This is a genomic window from Devosia sp. RR2S18, from assembly GCF_030177755.1.
Classification (GTDB): Bacteria; Pseudomonadota; Alphaproteobacteria; order Rhizobiales; family Devosiaceae; genus Devosia; species Devosia rhizosphaerae.
Genome location: NZ_CP126539.1, coordinates 3,676,948 through 3,691,943, shown reverse-complemented (window position 1 = coordinate 3,691,943; position 14,996 = coordinate 3,676,948). Strand labels below are relative to the sequence as shown.

The following is a 14,996-nucleotide window of genomic DNA, read 5'->3' as shown; positions in this document are numbered from 1 at the left end:
GAAATTGCGAGGGGCTCCGGCCCCTCGTCACCCATCTGAGCTATATAGCCCGGGCAGCAAGCTCGATTGAATTGTCGGAATGTTGGCGTCTCATCGATCTGCCGAGTGCAGACCCCACCGCGAAGATCGTGGGGGCCGACGGAGAGAAATCGCTTGCGGCCGAAACGGCGTCCTCCAGTGTGCCGCGCCAGATGCTTTCCTCCGCCCTCCCAACATTGCTGGCGATAACGGCTGGCGTGGTGAGGCTCATGCCTTGTTCGGCTAAACTTGCAACTATCTGCGGCAAAGTGCGGCGGGACATGTAGTAGACGCTGGTGGTCGCAGCATCGGCCAGCGAGCGCCAGTCGAGGTTGTCCGGCAGACTGCCACGTCGGGAATGGCCGGTGACGAAACGGACCGATTGGGCATGGTCGCGGTGGGTGAGTGACGCGCCCAAGCGACTAGCAAGGGCCAACGCCGCGGTGATGCCGGGTACCACGCTGACGGCTATACCATGTTGTTCCAGCATAGAGATTTCCTCGCCAGCGCGGCCGAAAATCATGGGGTCGCCAGACTTTAGCCGCACCACGTGCTTGCCCTGCTGCGCGAGCGTCAGCATCATCTGATTGATGTCCTCTTGGCGGCAGCTGTCTCGACCAGCACGCTTGCCGACCAGGAGGCGCTTGGCTTCGCGGCGGGCCAACTCCAGAACCTCAGCAGAAACAAGGTCATCGAAGAGGATGACGTCAGCGGATTGCAGCGCGCGCACCGCCTTGATGGTGAGGAGGTCGGCTTCTCCGGGGCCAGCCCCAACCAGGGTCACGCGACCGGCGGGCGGCGCAGCCCAATGGGCTGGTTCCTCGGGAATTGTCGGCGGGTGAGAGGGCCCAAACGCCCGCTCTGCAAGGCTTTCCCAGAAGGCGCGGCGCCGCGGACCGGGCGGCAAGGCGTCCATCACGCGGGCCCTAATGGCCTCGGCATAGCCGGCCCAGGCCGTCAAAGTGCGGGGAAGGAGGGTCTCGATGCGCCGGCGGACGGCCTGGCCGAGAATGGGGGCGGCGCCGTTGGTCGAGATGCCGACGACAACGGGTGAGCGGTTGACGATCGTGCCGAACTGGACCTGACAGAAGTGAGGTTTATCAATGACATTGTAGGGTACGGCGGCGGCTTTGGCGGCAGCGACGAAGACTTCCGCTTCTGCGTCGGTGTCGAGATCGGCGACCGCAAAGGCGGCCCCATGCAGGTCCGCTGGACGCCACATACGGTTGAAAACTGTTATCGAACTGTTGCGCGCAAGTGCCCCCAATTCGCTACAGCGCTCGTCTTGGGGGGCATAAACCTGCACATCGGCGCCAGTGGCGGCAAGCAGCTCGATTTTCCAATACGCGGCCTCGCTGCCGCCGATGGCGACAACGCGCTTGCCCTGCAAATTGAAAAAGACGGGGAGCACGGCGAGCGGCTCGACGCGAGCATGGTGCTGCGGCTCGGGGGCGGGAACCAGGGTCGGTGGGTGATCCATCACTGCTCTCCAGCAAAAAGAAAACCGCCAGTCGTCGTCGCGCGGGAGGAGGTGCGCGAAACGGCTGGCGGCTTTGCCTTGAGGCGCCCAACACTGGACACCTGTTGGCTAGAGCTATGCAGGTTGCGTGCCAAACGATGCAGAGTTCAAAAACAACGGTTTAGAAGCCCGGCCTGAGATGACCCAAGCCTTAATGGCGCATCTGGCGGCGCGATTGCCTAAGAAGGAGGCAGACGTTGGCGGGCGATATAGGCGGAGAGGTCGTTGGAATCAAAGACGCCGCCGTCAAAGAACCGGTCAGAATGGAGGGTAAGCGGTCCGGGGTGGCCGGCGATGTCACCGGCAGTGTGGCGCTCGCCATCGGTCTTGCTGTCAGCAGCCGGGACGTTGGCGCCGAGGGGGGCAAGGGCCGCGCGGTAGAGATCGGGGCGGAAAGTCGCTGCGGCGGCAGTGGCGTTCTCCGCGCTCTCGCACGCTTCGCCCCAGCGCACCATTTGCGAGTAGTACCAGAGAGCATGGCTCTTCCAGGGGAAATTGGCCGCGCTCTGGTGGGGCAGGAAGAAGTTCTCGATTTCGGCAATATTGCCGCCGCCCTGATCGAGGCGTCCAGTCAGCGCACGACTGACGATAGCTGCCGGCTGATCAAGGTAGGCTGGACGGGCCATGATCTCGGCGGTCTCGTGACGGTTAGCCGGATCGTCACACCAGAGACCGGCACGATAGATGGCGCGGACGACAGCGCTGACGAGCTCAGGATGGGCTAGCGCCCAGTCGCTGCGCATGCCGATCACCTTATCGGGGCTCGCCTGCCAAATGGCCGCCTTGACCGTGGCGATGCGAGCGCCCTGCGTTGCAACGCCGACGCTGTTCCAGGGCTCGCCGACGCAATAGCCATCAATGCCGCCACTGCCCAAGGCCTCTGGCAGGAGTGGCGGCGGCAGCACCACGATCTCGACGTCGTGGTCGGGCCGGACCCCGCTCGCCGCCAGCCAGTAGCGCAACTCGTAGTTGTGGGAAGAGGTCTGGTGCACGACGCCGAAGCGCAGCTTGCGGGAACTGGTTACTACCACTTTAGCCAAGGCTGCCCCGGTAGGGCCGGCGGAGAGATCGGCGGGGGCACCCTCCGCCTCCATGGCCAGCCAAAGCTCGGCGCTAACGGTGATGCCATTATTGCCAAGGCCCAACACCACGGGTGCCACCATAGGGGTGGCAAGCGGCGTCAGCCCCAGGCTGGCCGCGATCGGCATGGGGGCCAGCATTTGGGCAATGTCGAAATGGCCAAGCGCCGCGCGGTCGCGGATATTGGCCCAGCTGGTCTCGCGCGTGAGATGGAGTTCGATCCCTTCTTCGGCGGCAAAGCCTTTCTCATGCGCCAGCACCAGCAGCACGCTATCGAGCAGGGGCAGGAAGCCGGCGGTGAGATGTGTGGTGTGCATAGGGTTATCCTAGCAGATTGGCTGCCGTGACGAGGCTCTGGGCGATTTCGACGATCTTGCGGTTTTGATTCATGGCGGTGCTGCGCAGCAGGCCATAGGCCTCGCTTTCGCTCATGCCGCGCGTCTTCATCAAAATGCCCTTGGCCTGATCGATGAGCTTGCGGTCTTCGAGCTGGGTGCGCGCCTCGTCGAGCTCACGGCGCAGACGCGAGAAGGCATTGAAGCGGGAAATGGCCATATCGAGAATGGGCTTGACCCGTTCCTTCTTGAGCCCGTCCACCACATAGGCGGAGACCCCCGCTTCCACCGCCTGCTCGATCATGCTGCCGTCGGAGCGGTCGACGAACATCGCGATTGGTCGCTGCACTGCCCGCGAGAGCGAGAAGAAGTGTTCCAGCGTGTCGCGCTTGGGGTTTTCGAGATCGATGACGATCACATCCGGCATGGTGGCCTGGATGGTGCGTGCCACCTCGTTGACGTCATGGATCACGGCGACCCGTCCATGTCCGGCCTCGCGCAGCCCCTCCTCGATGATGGAGGCGCGGAGGCGGTTCTCGTCAATGATGAGGACGGAAAGGTCAGAGCTCGACATTACCAGCTTTTATCAGTGGGGCGGAAGAGGAGCACAACCATCCATTGCGCATGGCTCCGATGAAGTCCTGCATCAGTTCAGTATCATCATGGCAAAGAGCACCAAAGTCGCCAGGCCCAGCATGGCGCTGACCAGCTGCCAGATCATCAGCTGCTGCTCTACGCTGCGTTGGCGCTCCGGCGCCTGGAGAAATTCGGGATTGGGGTGGGCGAGATCATAGAGGAATTCGGAGAGAGCCTCGTAGCGCTGCTCCGGATCGGGGTGGACGGCCTTCTTCAGGGTGCGATCCACCCAGGCGGGGATGCTATCGCCGACGGGCTGGTAGCGGAGGCGGTGGAGGTCTCCCCGGCGCTGCACGCGTGCGATCTCCGCGCCATAGGGGATGCGGCCCGTCAGCAGTTGATAGGCCGTTACGCCGAGCGAGAATTGGTCTGATCGCTCCGAGGCGGGTTCGCCGAGAAAACACTCGGGCGCGGTGTACTGAATGGCACCGGGCAAGAAGCCCTCATCCCAACCGACAGCGAGTTCGGTCACGCCGGCCACGCTGGCCGAGCCCAGGTCGATGATTGTCACCCTGCCATCGCTGCCGATCATGATGTTGTCGGGCCGCAGATCCTGGTGGACCATGGCCAGACGATGAAAAGCCGTCACACCCTTGGCAATCTGCTCGACGATCTCTCTGACCTGCGCCAAGGCAGGTTGGAGGTTCTGCGCCATCCATCGAGTCAGGGTCTGCCCGTCCACATGCGCGACGAGAAGGTAGAGTGCGCTGCGGTGGCCAATCTGGGGCGGAGTATGGACGACGTGGGGATTGTCGATGCGTCTGCCGATCCACTCTTCCATGGCGAATCGCCGAAGATAGGCGCTGTTGCCAGCCATCTCGGGCGCTGGTGCCTTGAGCACCAGCTTCGTTCCAGCCTGGTCTTCCACGAGATAGACGCTGCTGCGGGCATTGCCATGCAGTTGCGCGAGCACGGTCATGCCATCGATTGTGTCGCCCGGCCCCAGAGCTGGGGGGAGAGGCAAACCAGCCGTGGGGTCGAGGAAATCGCTGACTTCGCCAGCTGGCAGGTTGTCGACGCGCACCAGTTGCAGCGTGACATTGTCCGTGCTGCCGCGATCAAGCGCCAGCTCACAGATGCGACGGGCGGCCGCGTCGAGGTCCCCTGCGCACCGCGAAACCGCGTCCGCAATATCAGATCCGCCGACGTGCTCATGCACTCCATCGGTCGAGAGCACGAATATGTCGCCAGGCTGGGTCGGCACGACACGGTAGTCGATCTCGATATTGGGTCCGATGCCAAGAGCGCGGGCGAGATAGGAGTGTTCGGCCGTGGTGATGCGGTGATCGACCGTCAGCGGTTCGAGGCTCCGCCCCACCAGACGCGCAATGCGGCTATCGCCCATGTGGAAGATGTGGGCGGAGCGGGACTTGAGCACGAGGACACTCAGGGTGCAGACATGGCCGCGATCGGGATCTTCGGGGTGGGGGCCGCGGCGGGTCTGCGCATGGAGCCAGGAATTGGTGGCAGCGATCACCCTGCGGGCTGCGATCTTCACCGGCCACGTCTCGGCCGTGCAGTAATAGTCGGTAAGAAAGGATTTGACGGCGGTCTCGGCAGCGACGCGGCTGACCGCACTGGTGGAGATACCATCGGCGATGGCGACGGCGATACCCTTGAGCGTCAAAAGGGGGCGCTCGGGAATGAGCGCCCCATGGAAATCCTGATTGGTTTCCTTCAGCCCCTTGTCGGAGTGCTGGCCGATCGAGACCACCAGCTCCGCCAAGGCAGGAGCCTGCTGGTGCAGGCTCCCCATCATCTCATTCATTCGGCAGGCGCCATACGGACGGCGGCCTTGGCCGGCTGGCGCTTGGCGCCAGTGCGAGCATGAGTGGCGTAAAGGGTGAGGCCCACAAAGGCGAGGCCACCCACGAGATTGCCGACGACCGTGGGGATCTCGTTCCAGATCATGTAGTCCATGAAGGAGAACTGGGCACCCAGGAGCAGCCCCGAGGGGAAGAGGAACATGTTCACGATGGAATGCTCAAAACCCATGTAGAAGAAGAGCATGATGGGCATCCACATGCCGATGACCTTGCCCGAAACGCTGGTCGACATCATGGCCGCGACAACGCCGGTCGAGACCATCCAATTGCACAGCACGCCGCGGATGAAGAGAGTGAGCATGCCGGCGCCGCCATGATCGGCATAGCCCACGGTACGGCCCTCCCCAATATGGCCGATGGCCTGACCCACTGCATTGGGCGCTTCGGTGAAGCCAAAGGTGAAGATCACCGCCATCATCACCGCCACGGCAAAGGCGCCGCCGAAATTGCCGACAAAGACCAGACCCCAATTGCGCAGCACGCCATTGAGCGTGACGCCCGGTCGCTTGTCGATAAGGGCGAGGGGCGCCAGCGTCATCACGCCGGTGAGAAGGTCAAAGCCGAGCAGGTAAAGCAAGCAAAAGCCGACCGGAAAAAGGATCGCGCCGGCGAGCGGCTGGCCGGTCTGCACATTGACGGTGATGGCAAAGGCGGCTGCCAGCGCCAGAATGGCGCCAGCCATGAAGGCGCGGATCAGCGTGTCGCGGGTGGACATGAATATCTTTGATTCGCCGGCATCGATCATGCGGGTGACGAAATCAGTCGGTGCTACATAGGACATTGCCTGGGTCTCCCAATGGGCAAGGGTGAAACTGGAGTGCGTACGGGCTATTCGGCGGCGACTTCGACGATGTCGGGCGCAAGAAAGATGCGGCCGTCCATGACCTGCACCGGGAAGGTGCGGACCTGGCCCTCGTCGGCGCCGATGGCCTGACCGCTCGCGAGGTCGAAGACCCAATTGTGGAGCGGGCAGGTGACCGCGGCGCCATGAACGATGCCTTCGCTCAAGGGGCCGTTGCGGTGGGGGCAGCGGTTCTCGACGGCGTAGATCTGGTCATCCTGGGTGCGGAAGACCGCGATCTTGCCGCCCGGCGTGGTGACGCAGCGGGCGCCGCGGCGGGGGATGGCATCAAGGGGGCCGATTTCGATCCATTCGCTCATGGTGTTTTCTCCGCTCCTATTCCGCTGCGACCGGGATGCCGAATTCAGCCAGGGCGGCGAATTCATGGGCATCCTTGCCGTTGACGCGTTCCTCCCAGGGGTCGACCTGGGCAAAGCTCTGGGCGTAGACGAAGCGCTCGAAGTAGTGCCGGCGCTTGGCCCGGTCCTCGACCACATTGGCCAGGATCGAGGGGGTGCCGACGCGCTTGGCCCATTTGTAGATGCGCTCGAGATAGCGCCCCTGCTCGCGATAGAGCTGGGTCAGCGCCACGATGATCTCGAGCGCTTCGTCCTCGGTATCGGCGTGGCAGAGGAGTTCGGTGCCCTTGATCTCAAGGCCCGCGGCGCCGGCGAAATGAATATCGAAGCCGCTGTCGACGCAGATGACGCCGATATCCTTGCACGTGGCTTCGGCGCAGTTGCGCGGGCAGCCCGAGACCGCGAGCTTGAGCTTGGCGGGCGTCCAGGCGCCCCACATGAACTTCTCGATGCGGATGCCCAGACCCGTGGAGTCCTGGGTACCGAAGCGGCACCAGTCCGAACCAACGCAGGTTTTGACCGTGCGCAGACCCTTGGCATAGGCGGCGCCCGAAACCATGCCAGCGGCATTGAGATCGGCCCAGACGGCGGGAAGATCTTCTTTTTTGACGCCGAGGAGATCGATGCGCTGGCCACCGGTCACCTTGACGGCGGGAATGGCGAACTTGTCGGCGACATCGGCAATGGCACGCAGTTCGCGGGGATTGGTCATGCCGCCCCACATGCGCGGCACCACCGAATAGGTGCCATCTTTCTGGATGTTGGCGTGGACGCGCTCATTGATGTAGCGGGACTGCCCATCATCCTCGTATTCGCCGGGCCAATCGGAAACGAGGTAGTAGTTGAGTGCCGGCCGGCACTTGGCGCAGCCGCAGGAGGTCTTCCATTCGAGCTCCTGCATCACGGCCGGAATGGATTTGAGCGATTTGGCGACAATCAGCCGGCGCACATCGTCATGGCCGAGATCAGTGCAGCCGCACATGGGCTGGACGGCGGCGGGGTTGTAGCTGTCGCCCAGGGTCACCTGCAGGAGTTGTTCGACCAGGTGGGTGCAGGAGCCGCAAGAGGCTGATGCCTTGGTGTGGGCGCGCACATCATCGAGGGACTGGAGGCCCTTGCCGGTGATGGCGCCGGTGATCTTGCCCTTGCACACGCCATTGCAGCCGCAGATCTCAGCTTCGTCGGGCAGGGCGGCTACGGCAGCGGTCGGATCGAGCGGCGAGCCGCCTTGATAGGACTGGCCAAAGATCAGCGTTTCTCGCAGCTCGCGGGTGTCGGTGCCGCGCTTGAGCATGTCGAAGAACCAGGGCCCATCGGCGGTGTCGCCATAGAGCACCGCGCCGATGATGCGGTCGTCCTTGAGCACCAGGCGCTTGTAGATGCCGGCGCTGGCGTCGCGCAGGACGATCTCCTCGCGATCCTCTGCTTCCGCGAAGTCGCCTGCCGAGAAGAGGTCGATGCCGGTGACTTTAAGCTTAGTGGAGGTGACCGAACCCTTGTAGGCAGCGGGTTCCCCCACCAGAGTCTTGGCGAGCACCGCGCCCATTTCATAGAGCGGCGCGACGAGGCCATAACAGGCGCCGCGATGCTCCACGCATTCGCCCAGCGCAAAGATGGCGGGATCGTCGGTGCGCATCTGGTCGTCGACCACTATGCCGCGATTGACCGCGAGGCCGGCGGTTTTGGCGAGCGCGGTGGCCGGACGGATGCCCACGGCCATCACCACCATGTCGCAGGGCAAGATGGTGCCGTCTTCGAGCTCAACCGATTCGACCTTTTCGCTTCCCTGGATGGCTTTGGTGTTGGCGCGGGTGATGACGCGGACGCCGCGTTCGGCGAAGGCCTTTTCGAGAAGATAGCCCGCGGCGGGATCGAGCTGGCGCTCCATCAGCGTGGGCGCCAGATGGAGGACGGTGACGTCCATGCCGCGTAGCCGGAGGCCGGCCGCTGCTTCAAGGCCAAGCAGACCGCCGCCGATGACTACGGCGCGGGCGCCAGGGCCGACCGCCAGCATTTTTTCGACGTCGTCGAGATCGCGATAGGTGAGGACGCCGGCAAGATCGCGGCCGGGCAGGGGCGGGATGAAGGGGGAGGAGCCGGTGGCGATGACCAGCTTGTCATATTCCGCCGCAATGCCGCTGCTCGAGACGACGCGCTTGGCGATGCGGTCGATTTCGACCACGGGCGCGGATTTGTGGAGTGTCACGCCATGGTGGGCGTACCAAGCCTCGTCATGGGTGATGATCTCTTGGTAGGTCTTTTCCCCCGAAAGGACCGGCGAGAGCATCAGGCGGTTATAGTTCACCCGCGGCTCGGCGTTGAAGATGGTGATGTCGAACCGGCCGGGGGCATGCTCAAAGAGGTTTTCCAGCATGCGACCGGGCGCCATGCCATTGCCGATGATGACGAGTTTCTCGCTCATGGGCGTCCCCACTTTCCGTTTGAAGACCTGCTCAACATTGTCTCCGCTCCGTCTGGCTTGGCCGCTTGCGTGGCCAGAAAACAAAAAGCCGCCAATCGAGCCTGGGCCCCGGATGAGACCGGTAGCGGAGGACGATTGGCGGCGGTGCCTGGAGCGCCCAGCCTTGGACGCCTAATTCGGTGCATCTCAGCGATGCTGCGAATACTATTGCAGGAAGCGTGCCAAACCGTGGTGAAACCAGAATCTTGATAAGCGATGGTGGTTTAGCCATGGAATGGCGGATTCATCGGGATGGTGCTTTCAGGAGGTCTTTGACCAAGCAGGCGCCAAAACGGCTAAAAAATAGCCGTTGGGTGTCGCTGTCTAAAAGGTGTGCGGCGGCTAATAGGTCTTGCCAAGCGTCCAGCTACAAGGAAGGATCGTTGCTCGTTCCGGCCATCTGAGGAGGCGGCCGGCAAGAACCAGACATGCAACAGGAGGAATTTGCATGATCCGCCAGCCCCTTCGGCTACTCGCCGGGACCACGCTCGCCCTCTCGCTCCTGGGTGGGGCGACGGTCGCCAGCAAGGCGCAGGAATTCATCAACGTGCTGACCGGCGGCACTTCGGGCGTCTATTATCCGCTCGGCGTTGCCCTTTCGGAGATGTATGGCGCCAACATGGATGGTGTTCGCACCCAGGTGCAGTCCACCAAGGCTTCCGTCGAAAACCTCAACCTGCTGCAGGATCAACGCGGCGAAATCGCTTTCGCGCTGGGCGATTCCGTCGCCTTCGCCTGGGAGGGTAATGAAGAGGTGGGCTTCAGCGAACCGCTGACCGACATTCGCGCCATCGCCGCGATCTATCCCAACTACATCCAGATCGTGGCCTCCGAAGAGTCCGGCATCGAGACCGTTGCGGATTTGGCCGGCAAGCGCGTGTCGGTGGGCGCACCGGCTTCGGGGACCGAACTCAACGCCCGCGCCATCCTGGCAGCTGCCGGGATGAGCTATGACGATCTCGCTTTGGTGGAATATCTCCCCTATGCGGAATCGGCCGAACTCATCAAGAACCGGCAGCTCGACGCCACCCTGCAGTCCTCGGGGCTGGGCGTGGCCTTCATCAAGGATCTTGCCGCGACCATGCCGATCACCATCGTGGAAGTTCCCGCTGACGTTGTGGAGTCGATCGGCGCACCCTATGTGGCGACCGTCATTCCGGCCGGCACCTATGAGGGGCAGGACGAGGATGTGAGCACGGCCGCAGTGGGCAATCAGCTCGTCACCCATGCCGGGGTCAGCGACGAGACCGCCTATCAGATGACCAAGCTCATGTTCGAGAACCTCGACCAGATGGTGGCCGCCCACGCTGCGGCACGCGACATCTCGCTCGACACGGCGCTGGATGGCCTCGCCATCCCGCTCCATCCGGGCGCCGAGCGCTACTACCAGGAAGCTGGCGTCCAATAAGGATCGAGGCCGCGTCCTAGCCGGACGCGGCCTCTCCTTCTATCCGTCCATTCTGGAGGCGAGATCTATGGCGCAGAGCGCGCTTGAGGCCGAAGCGGCCGATCCGCATTTTCGTGACCCTCTGGCGCGCGGCTTCCCCCTTTCGCTCGAGGGGCGCGTGCTGTTCTGGTTTGCGGTGGTGTTCTCGCTGTTCCAGATCGCGACGGCCGCCCATCTGCTGACCCTGCCGAGCCAAGTGGTCCGGGCTTTCCACGTCGGCTTCCTGTTGGCCCTCTGCTTCCCCCTGATTGCCGCCAGCCGGGACGCTAAGCCCGCCTGGAAGGCGGTCGCCTGGGCTTTGGCAGCTGCTTCCTTCAGCGTGGCACTCTACCAGTATTTTCAGTATCGGCCGCTTATTACGCGGGCAGGCAATCCCAGCGACATCGACCTCGCCATGGGCGTGCTTGCTCTGGCAACGCTGTTTGCGGCCACCTGGCTGGTCATGGGGCCGGCCCTGCCGATTATCTGCGGCGCCTTCCTCGCCTACTGCTTTCTGGGACAGTATCTGCCCTCGCCCCTCAACCATCGGGGCTATGGCTTCGACCAAGTGATCGATCACATGGCCTATGGCACCGAAGGCATTTACGGCATTCCGGTCCTGGTCTCGTCGACCTATATTTTCCTGTTCATCCTGTTTGGGTCCTTTCTCGAACGCGCCGGCATGATCCGGCTATTCACCGACGTTTCGCTCGGCCTTGTCGGCCATTCGCAAGGTGGCGCGGGCAAGGTGGCGGTAATCTCTTCGGGGCTGATGGGCACCATTTCCGGCTCCGGCGTCGCCAATGTCGTGACGACCGGCCAATTCACCATCCCGCTGATGAAGCGTTTCGGCTATCGCCCTGCCTTCGCGGGCGGCGTCGAGTCCACCTCCTCCATGGGCGCACAATTGATGCCGCCGGTCATGGGCGCCGTCGCCTTCATCATGGCCGAGACCATCGGGGTCGAATATATCGAGATCGTCAAAGCCGCGCTGATCCCGGCGCTGCTCTATTTCGCTTCGGCGTTCTGGATGGTGCATCTTGAAGCCGGCAAGCGTGGGCTCCATGGCCTTCCTGCGAGCGAACTGCCTTCGCCCTGGGCCGCTATCCGGCGGCAGTGGTTTTTGCTGCTGCCGTTGATCGGGCTCATCTATCTGCTGTTCTCCGGCTACACTCCACTTTATGCCGGTACCATCGGCCTAGCGCTGACTGTGCTGCTGATCCTGGGCGGTTCGGTGGCGCTGAAGCTGCCGGGAACGGTGATCCGCTACATCTTCTGGATAGGGCTTGCGCTGGTCGCCGCTGCCTTCCTGCGCTTTGGGACCAACGTGCTGCTCTCGGCGGTTGCACTCCTGATCTTGGTCAATGCCCTGAGCCGGGGCGGGCGCGAAACCCTAGCACTGTGCCGGGACTCGTTGGCCGAGGGCGCCCGAACCGCCCTGCCGGTGGGTATCGCCTGCGCCATCGTTGGCATCATCATCGGCACGATGACACTAACGGGTATGGCTAACACCTTTGGTCAATTCATCGTCCAGGTCGGCGAGAGCAATTTGCTCCTGTCGCTGGTGATGACCATGCTCACTTGCCTGCTGCTTGGCATGGGCATCCCAACGGTGCCGAACTACATCATCACCGCCACAATTGCCGGTCCGGCTCTTCTGGCTTTGGGCGTGCCGCTGATCGTCAGCCACATGTTCGTGTTCTATTTCGGCATTCTCGCCGATCTGACGCCGCCCGTGGCGCTGGCTTGTTTCGCAGCGGCGCCGATTGCGCGCGAAAGCGGGCTCAAGATTTCGCTGGAAGCCATCAAGATTGCTCTAGCCGGGTTCATCATTCCCTTTATTGCGGTCTTTACCCCCGAATTGATGTTCCAGAGCGGGGCCTTGGCGGAGCAAATCGGGTTCTACCCTGCCGTTGCCTACGCTGCGGGCAAGACTGCGCTCGGCATCGGCCTTTGGGGTGCGGCCGTGATCGGTTTCTTCCAGCATCGCATGGGCTTGCCCGAGCGGGCGCTAGCCATGGTGTCCGCCTTCCTGCTGATCATCGCGTTGCCTGTATCGGATGGATTGGGGCTGGTCGGCGCCATTATCGTCATCGCCTGGCACCTGCTGGCGGGCCGGCAAGCGCGCGCGGCGGTTGCCGGGGGTGAGTGACCCGCTTTGCGTTCTGGCCGCTGGCAAGGTGCTGACCCTTGCCGCCGCGAGCTTCACCTTGTCCTGGACGCACTCGGCGGAAAAGACCCAGTGGTGGGAGCAGTGGGTGGTGCAGGAGAAGGGACTGGAGCTGGTGGGGGCGAGCATCGAATCGAGTGGTGCCGGCATGGAGCTGCCCGACAATGCCCGCCGCGTGGGGAACGCCTGGCACTACCGGCCCGACCTGCCGCTCATCCCAAAACTGGTCCTCGGTGCCTCCGGGGCTACGGGCACCGGGTGGACCTTCTGCGCCCAAGGGGAATGCCTGGAACTGGGCGCGGCCGCATCGAAGCCCATAGAGATCTGGCCAGCCGCGGACGAGACTTGCGAGCCGCTCGACCAGCGCTAGGGATCAACCGATTGGCTCTCGAGCGATGCAGGTGTCGTCACATCGCGATCCACCCCTGTGCTCTGCCAAACGCTAACGACGGCGGCGACGATGCCGAGCACAACTATGATGGCGACAATGGCGGCAATGCTCTTGGGCTTCATCGGGTCCTCGCAGTTATTCCGTTCGGTAAACCCTATCGCCGCGGCTCGGTTGCACGAGGCCGGTGCAAGTAGGTGGGAGGGCATCGACTATTCGCTGCCGACATCGGCCTCGCCACCCTTCTTGTCGGGCAGGGCACCGGTCCCGGGCGTCTTGCTCTCGTCCACGAGATCGGGCCGCGCATGCGGTCCCGCAGGCGGTGGGTTGTCCTTGGGCTGCTTCTTGTCTTGGCTTTTTGGCTTGTCGGTCATGAATAGACTCCGTCCGGCTCGACCTTGCGGGTCAATGCCGGAACCAGAATATAGATCACCCCGAACAGCACATGTGGCCACCAAATCTGGTCGGTGAAGCCAAAAACCAGCGGCGAGGCCAAGAGCACGACGCCCATCAGCACATCCAAGACCAGATGCACCCGGAAGGGTATCAGGTGGACCGCCCCCAACTCGTATTTGGTTGCCAAGCTGGAGAGGATCGTGAGCACGCCAATGATGATGGGCACCCATTGCGCAGGGCCGCCATTTGCGAAGCCAAGCAGGAACGGCGCTGCAATCAGCGCCGCTCCGCTTAGATAATCCAGCACGCCATGAGCGCGCGTGGAGATGATAGCCATCCTGTGGCTCCTAGGGCTTAGTGGCCGGTCATGCTATGGGCATGTTCCTGGTGCTCTTCGAGCACTGGCAGGGTGGCGACAGCAAATTCCTTCAGCGCACCGTCTTCGTCTTGGGTCGAGTAAGTTTCGAACAGGACAACGGCTTCGTCATGCGCCTGCACCTGCAGCTGCATATAGGCTGCGTCGAACTGCTCGCCTTCAAGGCCGGTCAGGCTGTCGAGCATTTCCTGGTGGTGTGGCTGCAGGCCCATCGGCGGGGTGACGCCTTCTTCGGCTGCGGCGGTTGCCATCTGTTCGCTGGCGGCGGTGTGGTCGGCGATCATCTGCTCGGCGAACGCGCGCACATCTTCGTTCTGCGACTGCTCGAGCGCCAGGGTGCTGGACTCGATCTCGAGCATGTTGCTGCTAGCGGCCATGGTGGCAAACTGCGCCGGATCGGTGATTTCGGCAGCCGGCATGGCGGTGGCAGCCATCGGCGCGGTTGTATCCTGGGCAACGGCCGGTGCGGCCATGATAAGGGCGGTGCCAAGGAAAAGGGATCTGATCAACATGGGGAGGTATCCTAATGGTTAGGTCCACCAAAAGCGCCGAACCCAACCTCTTGTTCCGTCACTCACCTAAGCTAACCGTGACAGCGCTTTAGGGACCGCTGGGGCTGGCCAGCCAACCAAAACGTGAGTCACGATTTGGAACAGGCACGATGCGCCGGGGGTTTAGTCCCTGAGCAAAGGAGACTGACCATGAGCAAGCACTTGCCGCCCATTCCTCCCGAGAACCAGAGCCCAGCCGGTCCCGGTGGAGATAAAAACCTCCACGACGTGGCCGATAAGAAGGCTAGCCGCGCCGATCGCAACTTCGATCAGCAGGGCCGCCAGGGCAACAGCAAGCAGAACACCACCCATCAGGGTTACCAGCAGGATAGGTGATCCATGTCCACTTCCGACAAGAACGACACCGCGAACCGCCACCATGGCGGACCCGGCAGCAGCCACCAGCGGCCCGATCTGCCCGATCCCACTGAAGGGCGCGGGCCTGAGCCCGGTGCGCCCACCAACACGCGCGACTCCGATGTTTCGGGTGGTGGCGGCGTGCGCGACAGCAAGCATACGCACGATCCGCGCGACAAGAGCTAGCGGCATAACCGATCTGGCCCTCGGCCCCGGCACCTCCTGGTGTTCGGGGCCTTTTTCATCATCGCTTTCCG

16 protein-coding genes are annotated in these 14,996 nt (G+C 63.0%); 5 read left to right on the top strand and 11 right to left on the bottom strand.

The features are described 5' to 3' along the window. Positions 1-40: 40 nt before the first annotated feature. From cysG to nirB, 7 genes are all read right to left on the bottom strand, one after another. Positions 41-1,498, bottom strand: coding sequence for a siroheme synthase CysG (gene cysG, locus QOV41_RS18285; protein WP_284578316.1), 1,458 nt, complete (start codon positions 1,496-1,498; stop codon positions 41-43). Positions 1,499-1,716: 218 nt separating this feature from the next. Then, positions 1,717-2,934, bottom strand: coding sequence for a CmpA/NrtA family ABC transporter substrate-binding protein (locus tag QOV41_RS18280; protein WP_284578315.1), 1,218 nt, complete (start codon positions 2,932-2,934; stop codon positions 1,717-1,719). A 4-nt stretch (positions 2,935-2,938) separates the two neighbouring features. Then, entirely contained in the window at positions 2,939-3,526 is a 588-nt protein-coding gene (locus QOV41_RS18275; protein WP_284578313.1) for an ANTAR domain-containing response regulator, read from the bottom strand. A gap of 72 nt (positions 3,527-3,598) precedes the next feature. Beyond that, positions 3,599-5,356 carry a bifunctional protein-serine/threonine kinase/phosphatase gene (locus QOV41_RS18270; protein ID WP_284578312.1) on the bottom strand — a complete coding sequence of 586 codons (1,758 nt, stop codon included), beginning with the start codon at positions 5,354-5,356 and terminating at the stop codon, positions 3,599-3,601. Further along, entirely contained in the window at positions 5,353-6,195 is an 843-nt protein-coding gene (locus tag QOV41_RS18265; protein WP_284578310.1) for a formate/nitrite transporter family protein, read from the bottom strand. The genes QOV41_RS18270 and QOV41_RS18265 overlap by 4 nt, the downstream gene beginning before the upstream one ends. A 47-nt stretch (positions 6,196-6,242) precedes the next feature. Continuing rightward, entirely contained in the window at positions 6,243-6,575 is a 333-nt protein-coding gene (gene nirD, locus QOV41_RS18260; RefSeq protein WP_284578309.1) for a nitrite reductase small subunit NirD, read from the bottom strand. A 16-nt stretch (positions 6,576-6,591) separates the two neighbouring features. Continuing rightward, entirely contained in the window at positions 6,592-9,036 is a 2,445-nt protein-coding gene (gene nirB / locus QOV41_RS18255; protein ID WP_284578308.1) for a nitrite reductase large subunit NirB, read from the bottom strand. A 487-nt stretch (positions 9,037-9,523) separates the two neighbouring features. Between nirB and QOV41_RS18250 the strand changes: the two genes are divergently transcribed. The 3 genes from QOV41_RS18250 to QOV41_RS18240 all read left to right on the top strand — a co-directional run bounded on the left by QOV41_RS18250 (position 9,524) and on the right by QOV41_RS18240 (position 13,041). Next, positions 9,524-10,483: a TAXI family TRAP transporter solute-binding subunit gene (locus QOV41_RS18250; protein ID WP_284578307.1), complete on the top strand. Its 960-nt coding sequence runs from the start codon at positions 9,524-9,526 to the stop codon at positions 10,481-10,483. Between the two features lie 67 nt (positions 10,484-10,550). Beyond that, entirely contained in the window at positions 10,551-12,653 is a 2,103-nt protein-coding gene (locus QOV41_RS18245; protein WP_284578305.1) for a TRAP transporter permease, read from the top strand. Beyond that, complete coding sequence (locus QOV41_RS18240; RefSeq protein ID WP_284578304.1) at positions 12,646-13,041, top strand: DUF1850 domain-containing protein; 396 nt, start codon at positions 12,646-12,648, stop codon at positions 13,039-13,041. Before QOV41_RS18245 ends, QOV41_RS18240 begins: the two co-directional genes overlap by 8 nt. Here the strand turns inward: QOV41_RS18240 and QOV41_RS18235 are convergent. The 4 genes from QOV41_RS18235 to QOV41_RS18220 form a co-directional block, all read right to left on the bottom strand. Continuing rightward, positions 13,038-13,184 (bottom strand): hypothetical protein, encoded by a 147-nt coding sequence (locus QOV41_RS18235; protein ID WP_284578302.1) that lies wholly within the window; start codon positions 13,182-13,184, stop codon positions 13,038-13,040. The genes QOV41_RS18240 and QOV41_RS18235 overlap by 4 nt on opposite strands. Before the next feature lie 87 nt (positions 13,185-13,271). Further along, positions 13,272-13,433 (bottom strand): hypothetical protein, encoded by a 162-nt coding sequence (locus QOV41_RS18230; protein ID WP_284578301.1) that lies wholly within the window; start codon positions 13,431-13,433, stop codon positions 13,272-13,274. Next, on the bottom strand, positions 13,430-13,792 hold the full coding sequence (locus QOV41_RS18225) for an SPW repeat domain-containing protein (protein ID WP_284578299.1): 363 nt from the start codon (positions 13,790-13,792) through the stop codon (positions 13,430-13,432). Before QOV41_RS18225 ends, QOV41_RS18230 begins: the two co-directional genes overlap by 4 nt. Before the next feature lie 17 nt (positions 13,793-13,809). Next, on the bottom strand, positions 13,810-14,343 hold the full coding sequence (locus QOV41_RS18220; RefSeq protein ID WP_284578298.1) for a DUF4142 domain-containing protein: 534 nt from the start codon (positions 14,341-14,343) through the stop codon (positions 13,810-13,812). A gap of 189 nt (positions 14,344-14,532) precedes the next feature. Here QOV41_RS18220 and QOV41_RS18215 point away from each other — a divergent pair, with 189 nt between their 5' ends. Continuing rightward, positions 14,533-14,718 carry a hypothetical protein gene (locus QOV41_RS18215; RefSeq protein WP_284578296.1) on the top strand — a complete coding sequence of 62 codons (186 nt, stop codon included), beginning with the start codon at positions 14,533-14,535 and terminating at the stop codon, positions 14,716-14,718. Positions 14,719-14,721: 3 nt separating this feature from the next. Beyond that, positions 14,722-14,925 carry a hypothetical protein gene (locus tag QOV41_RS18210; protein ID WP_284578295.1) on the top strand — a complete coding sequence of 68 codons (204 nt, stop codon included), beginning with the start codon at positions 14,722-14,724 and terminating at the stop codon, positions 14,923-14,925. The last annotated feature ends 71 nt before the right edge of the window (positions 14,926-14,996 follow it).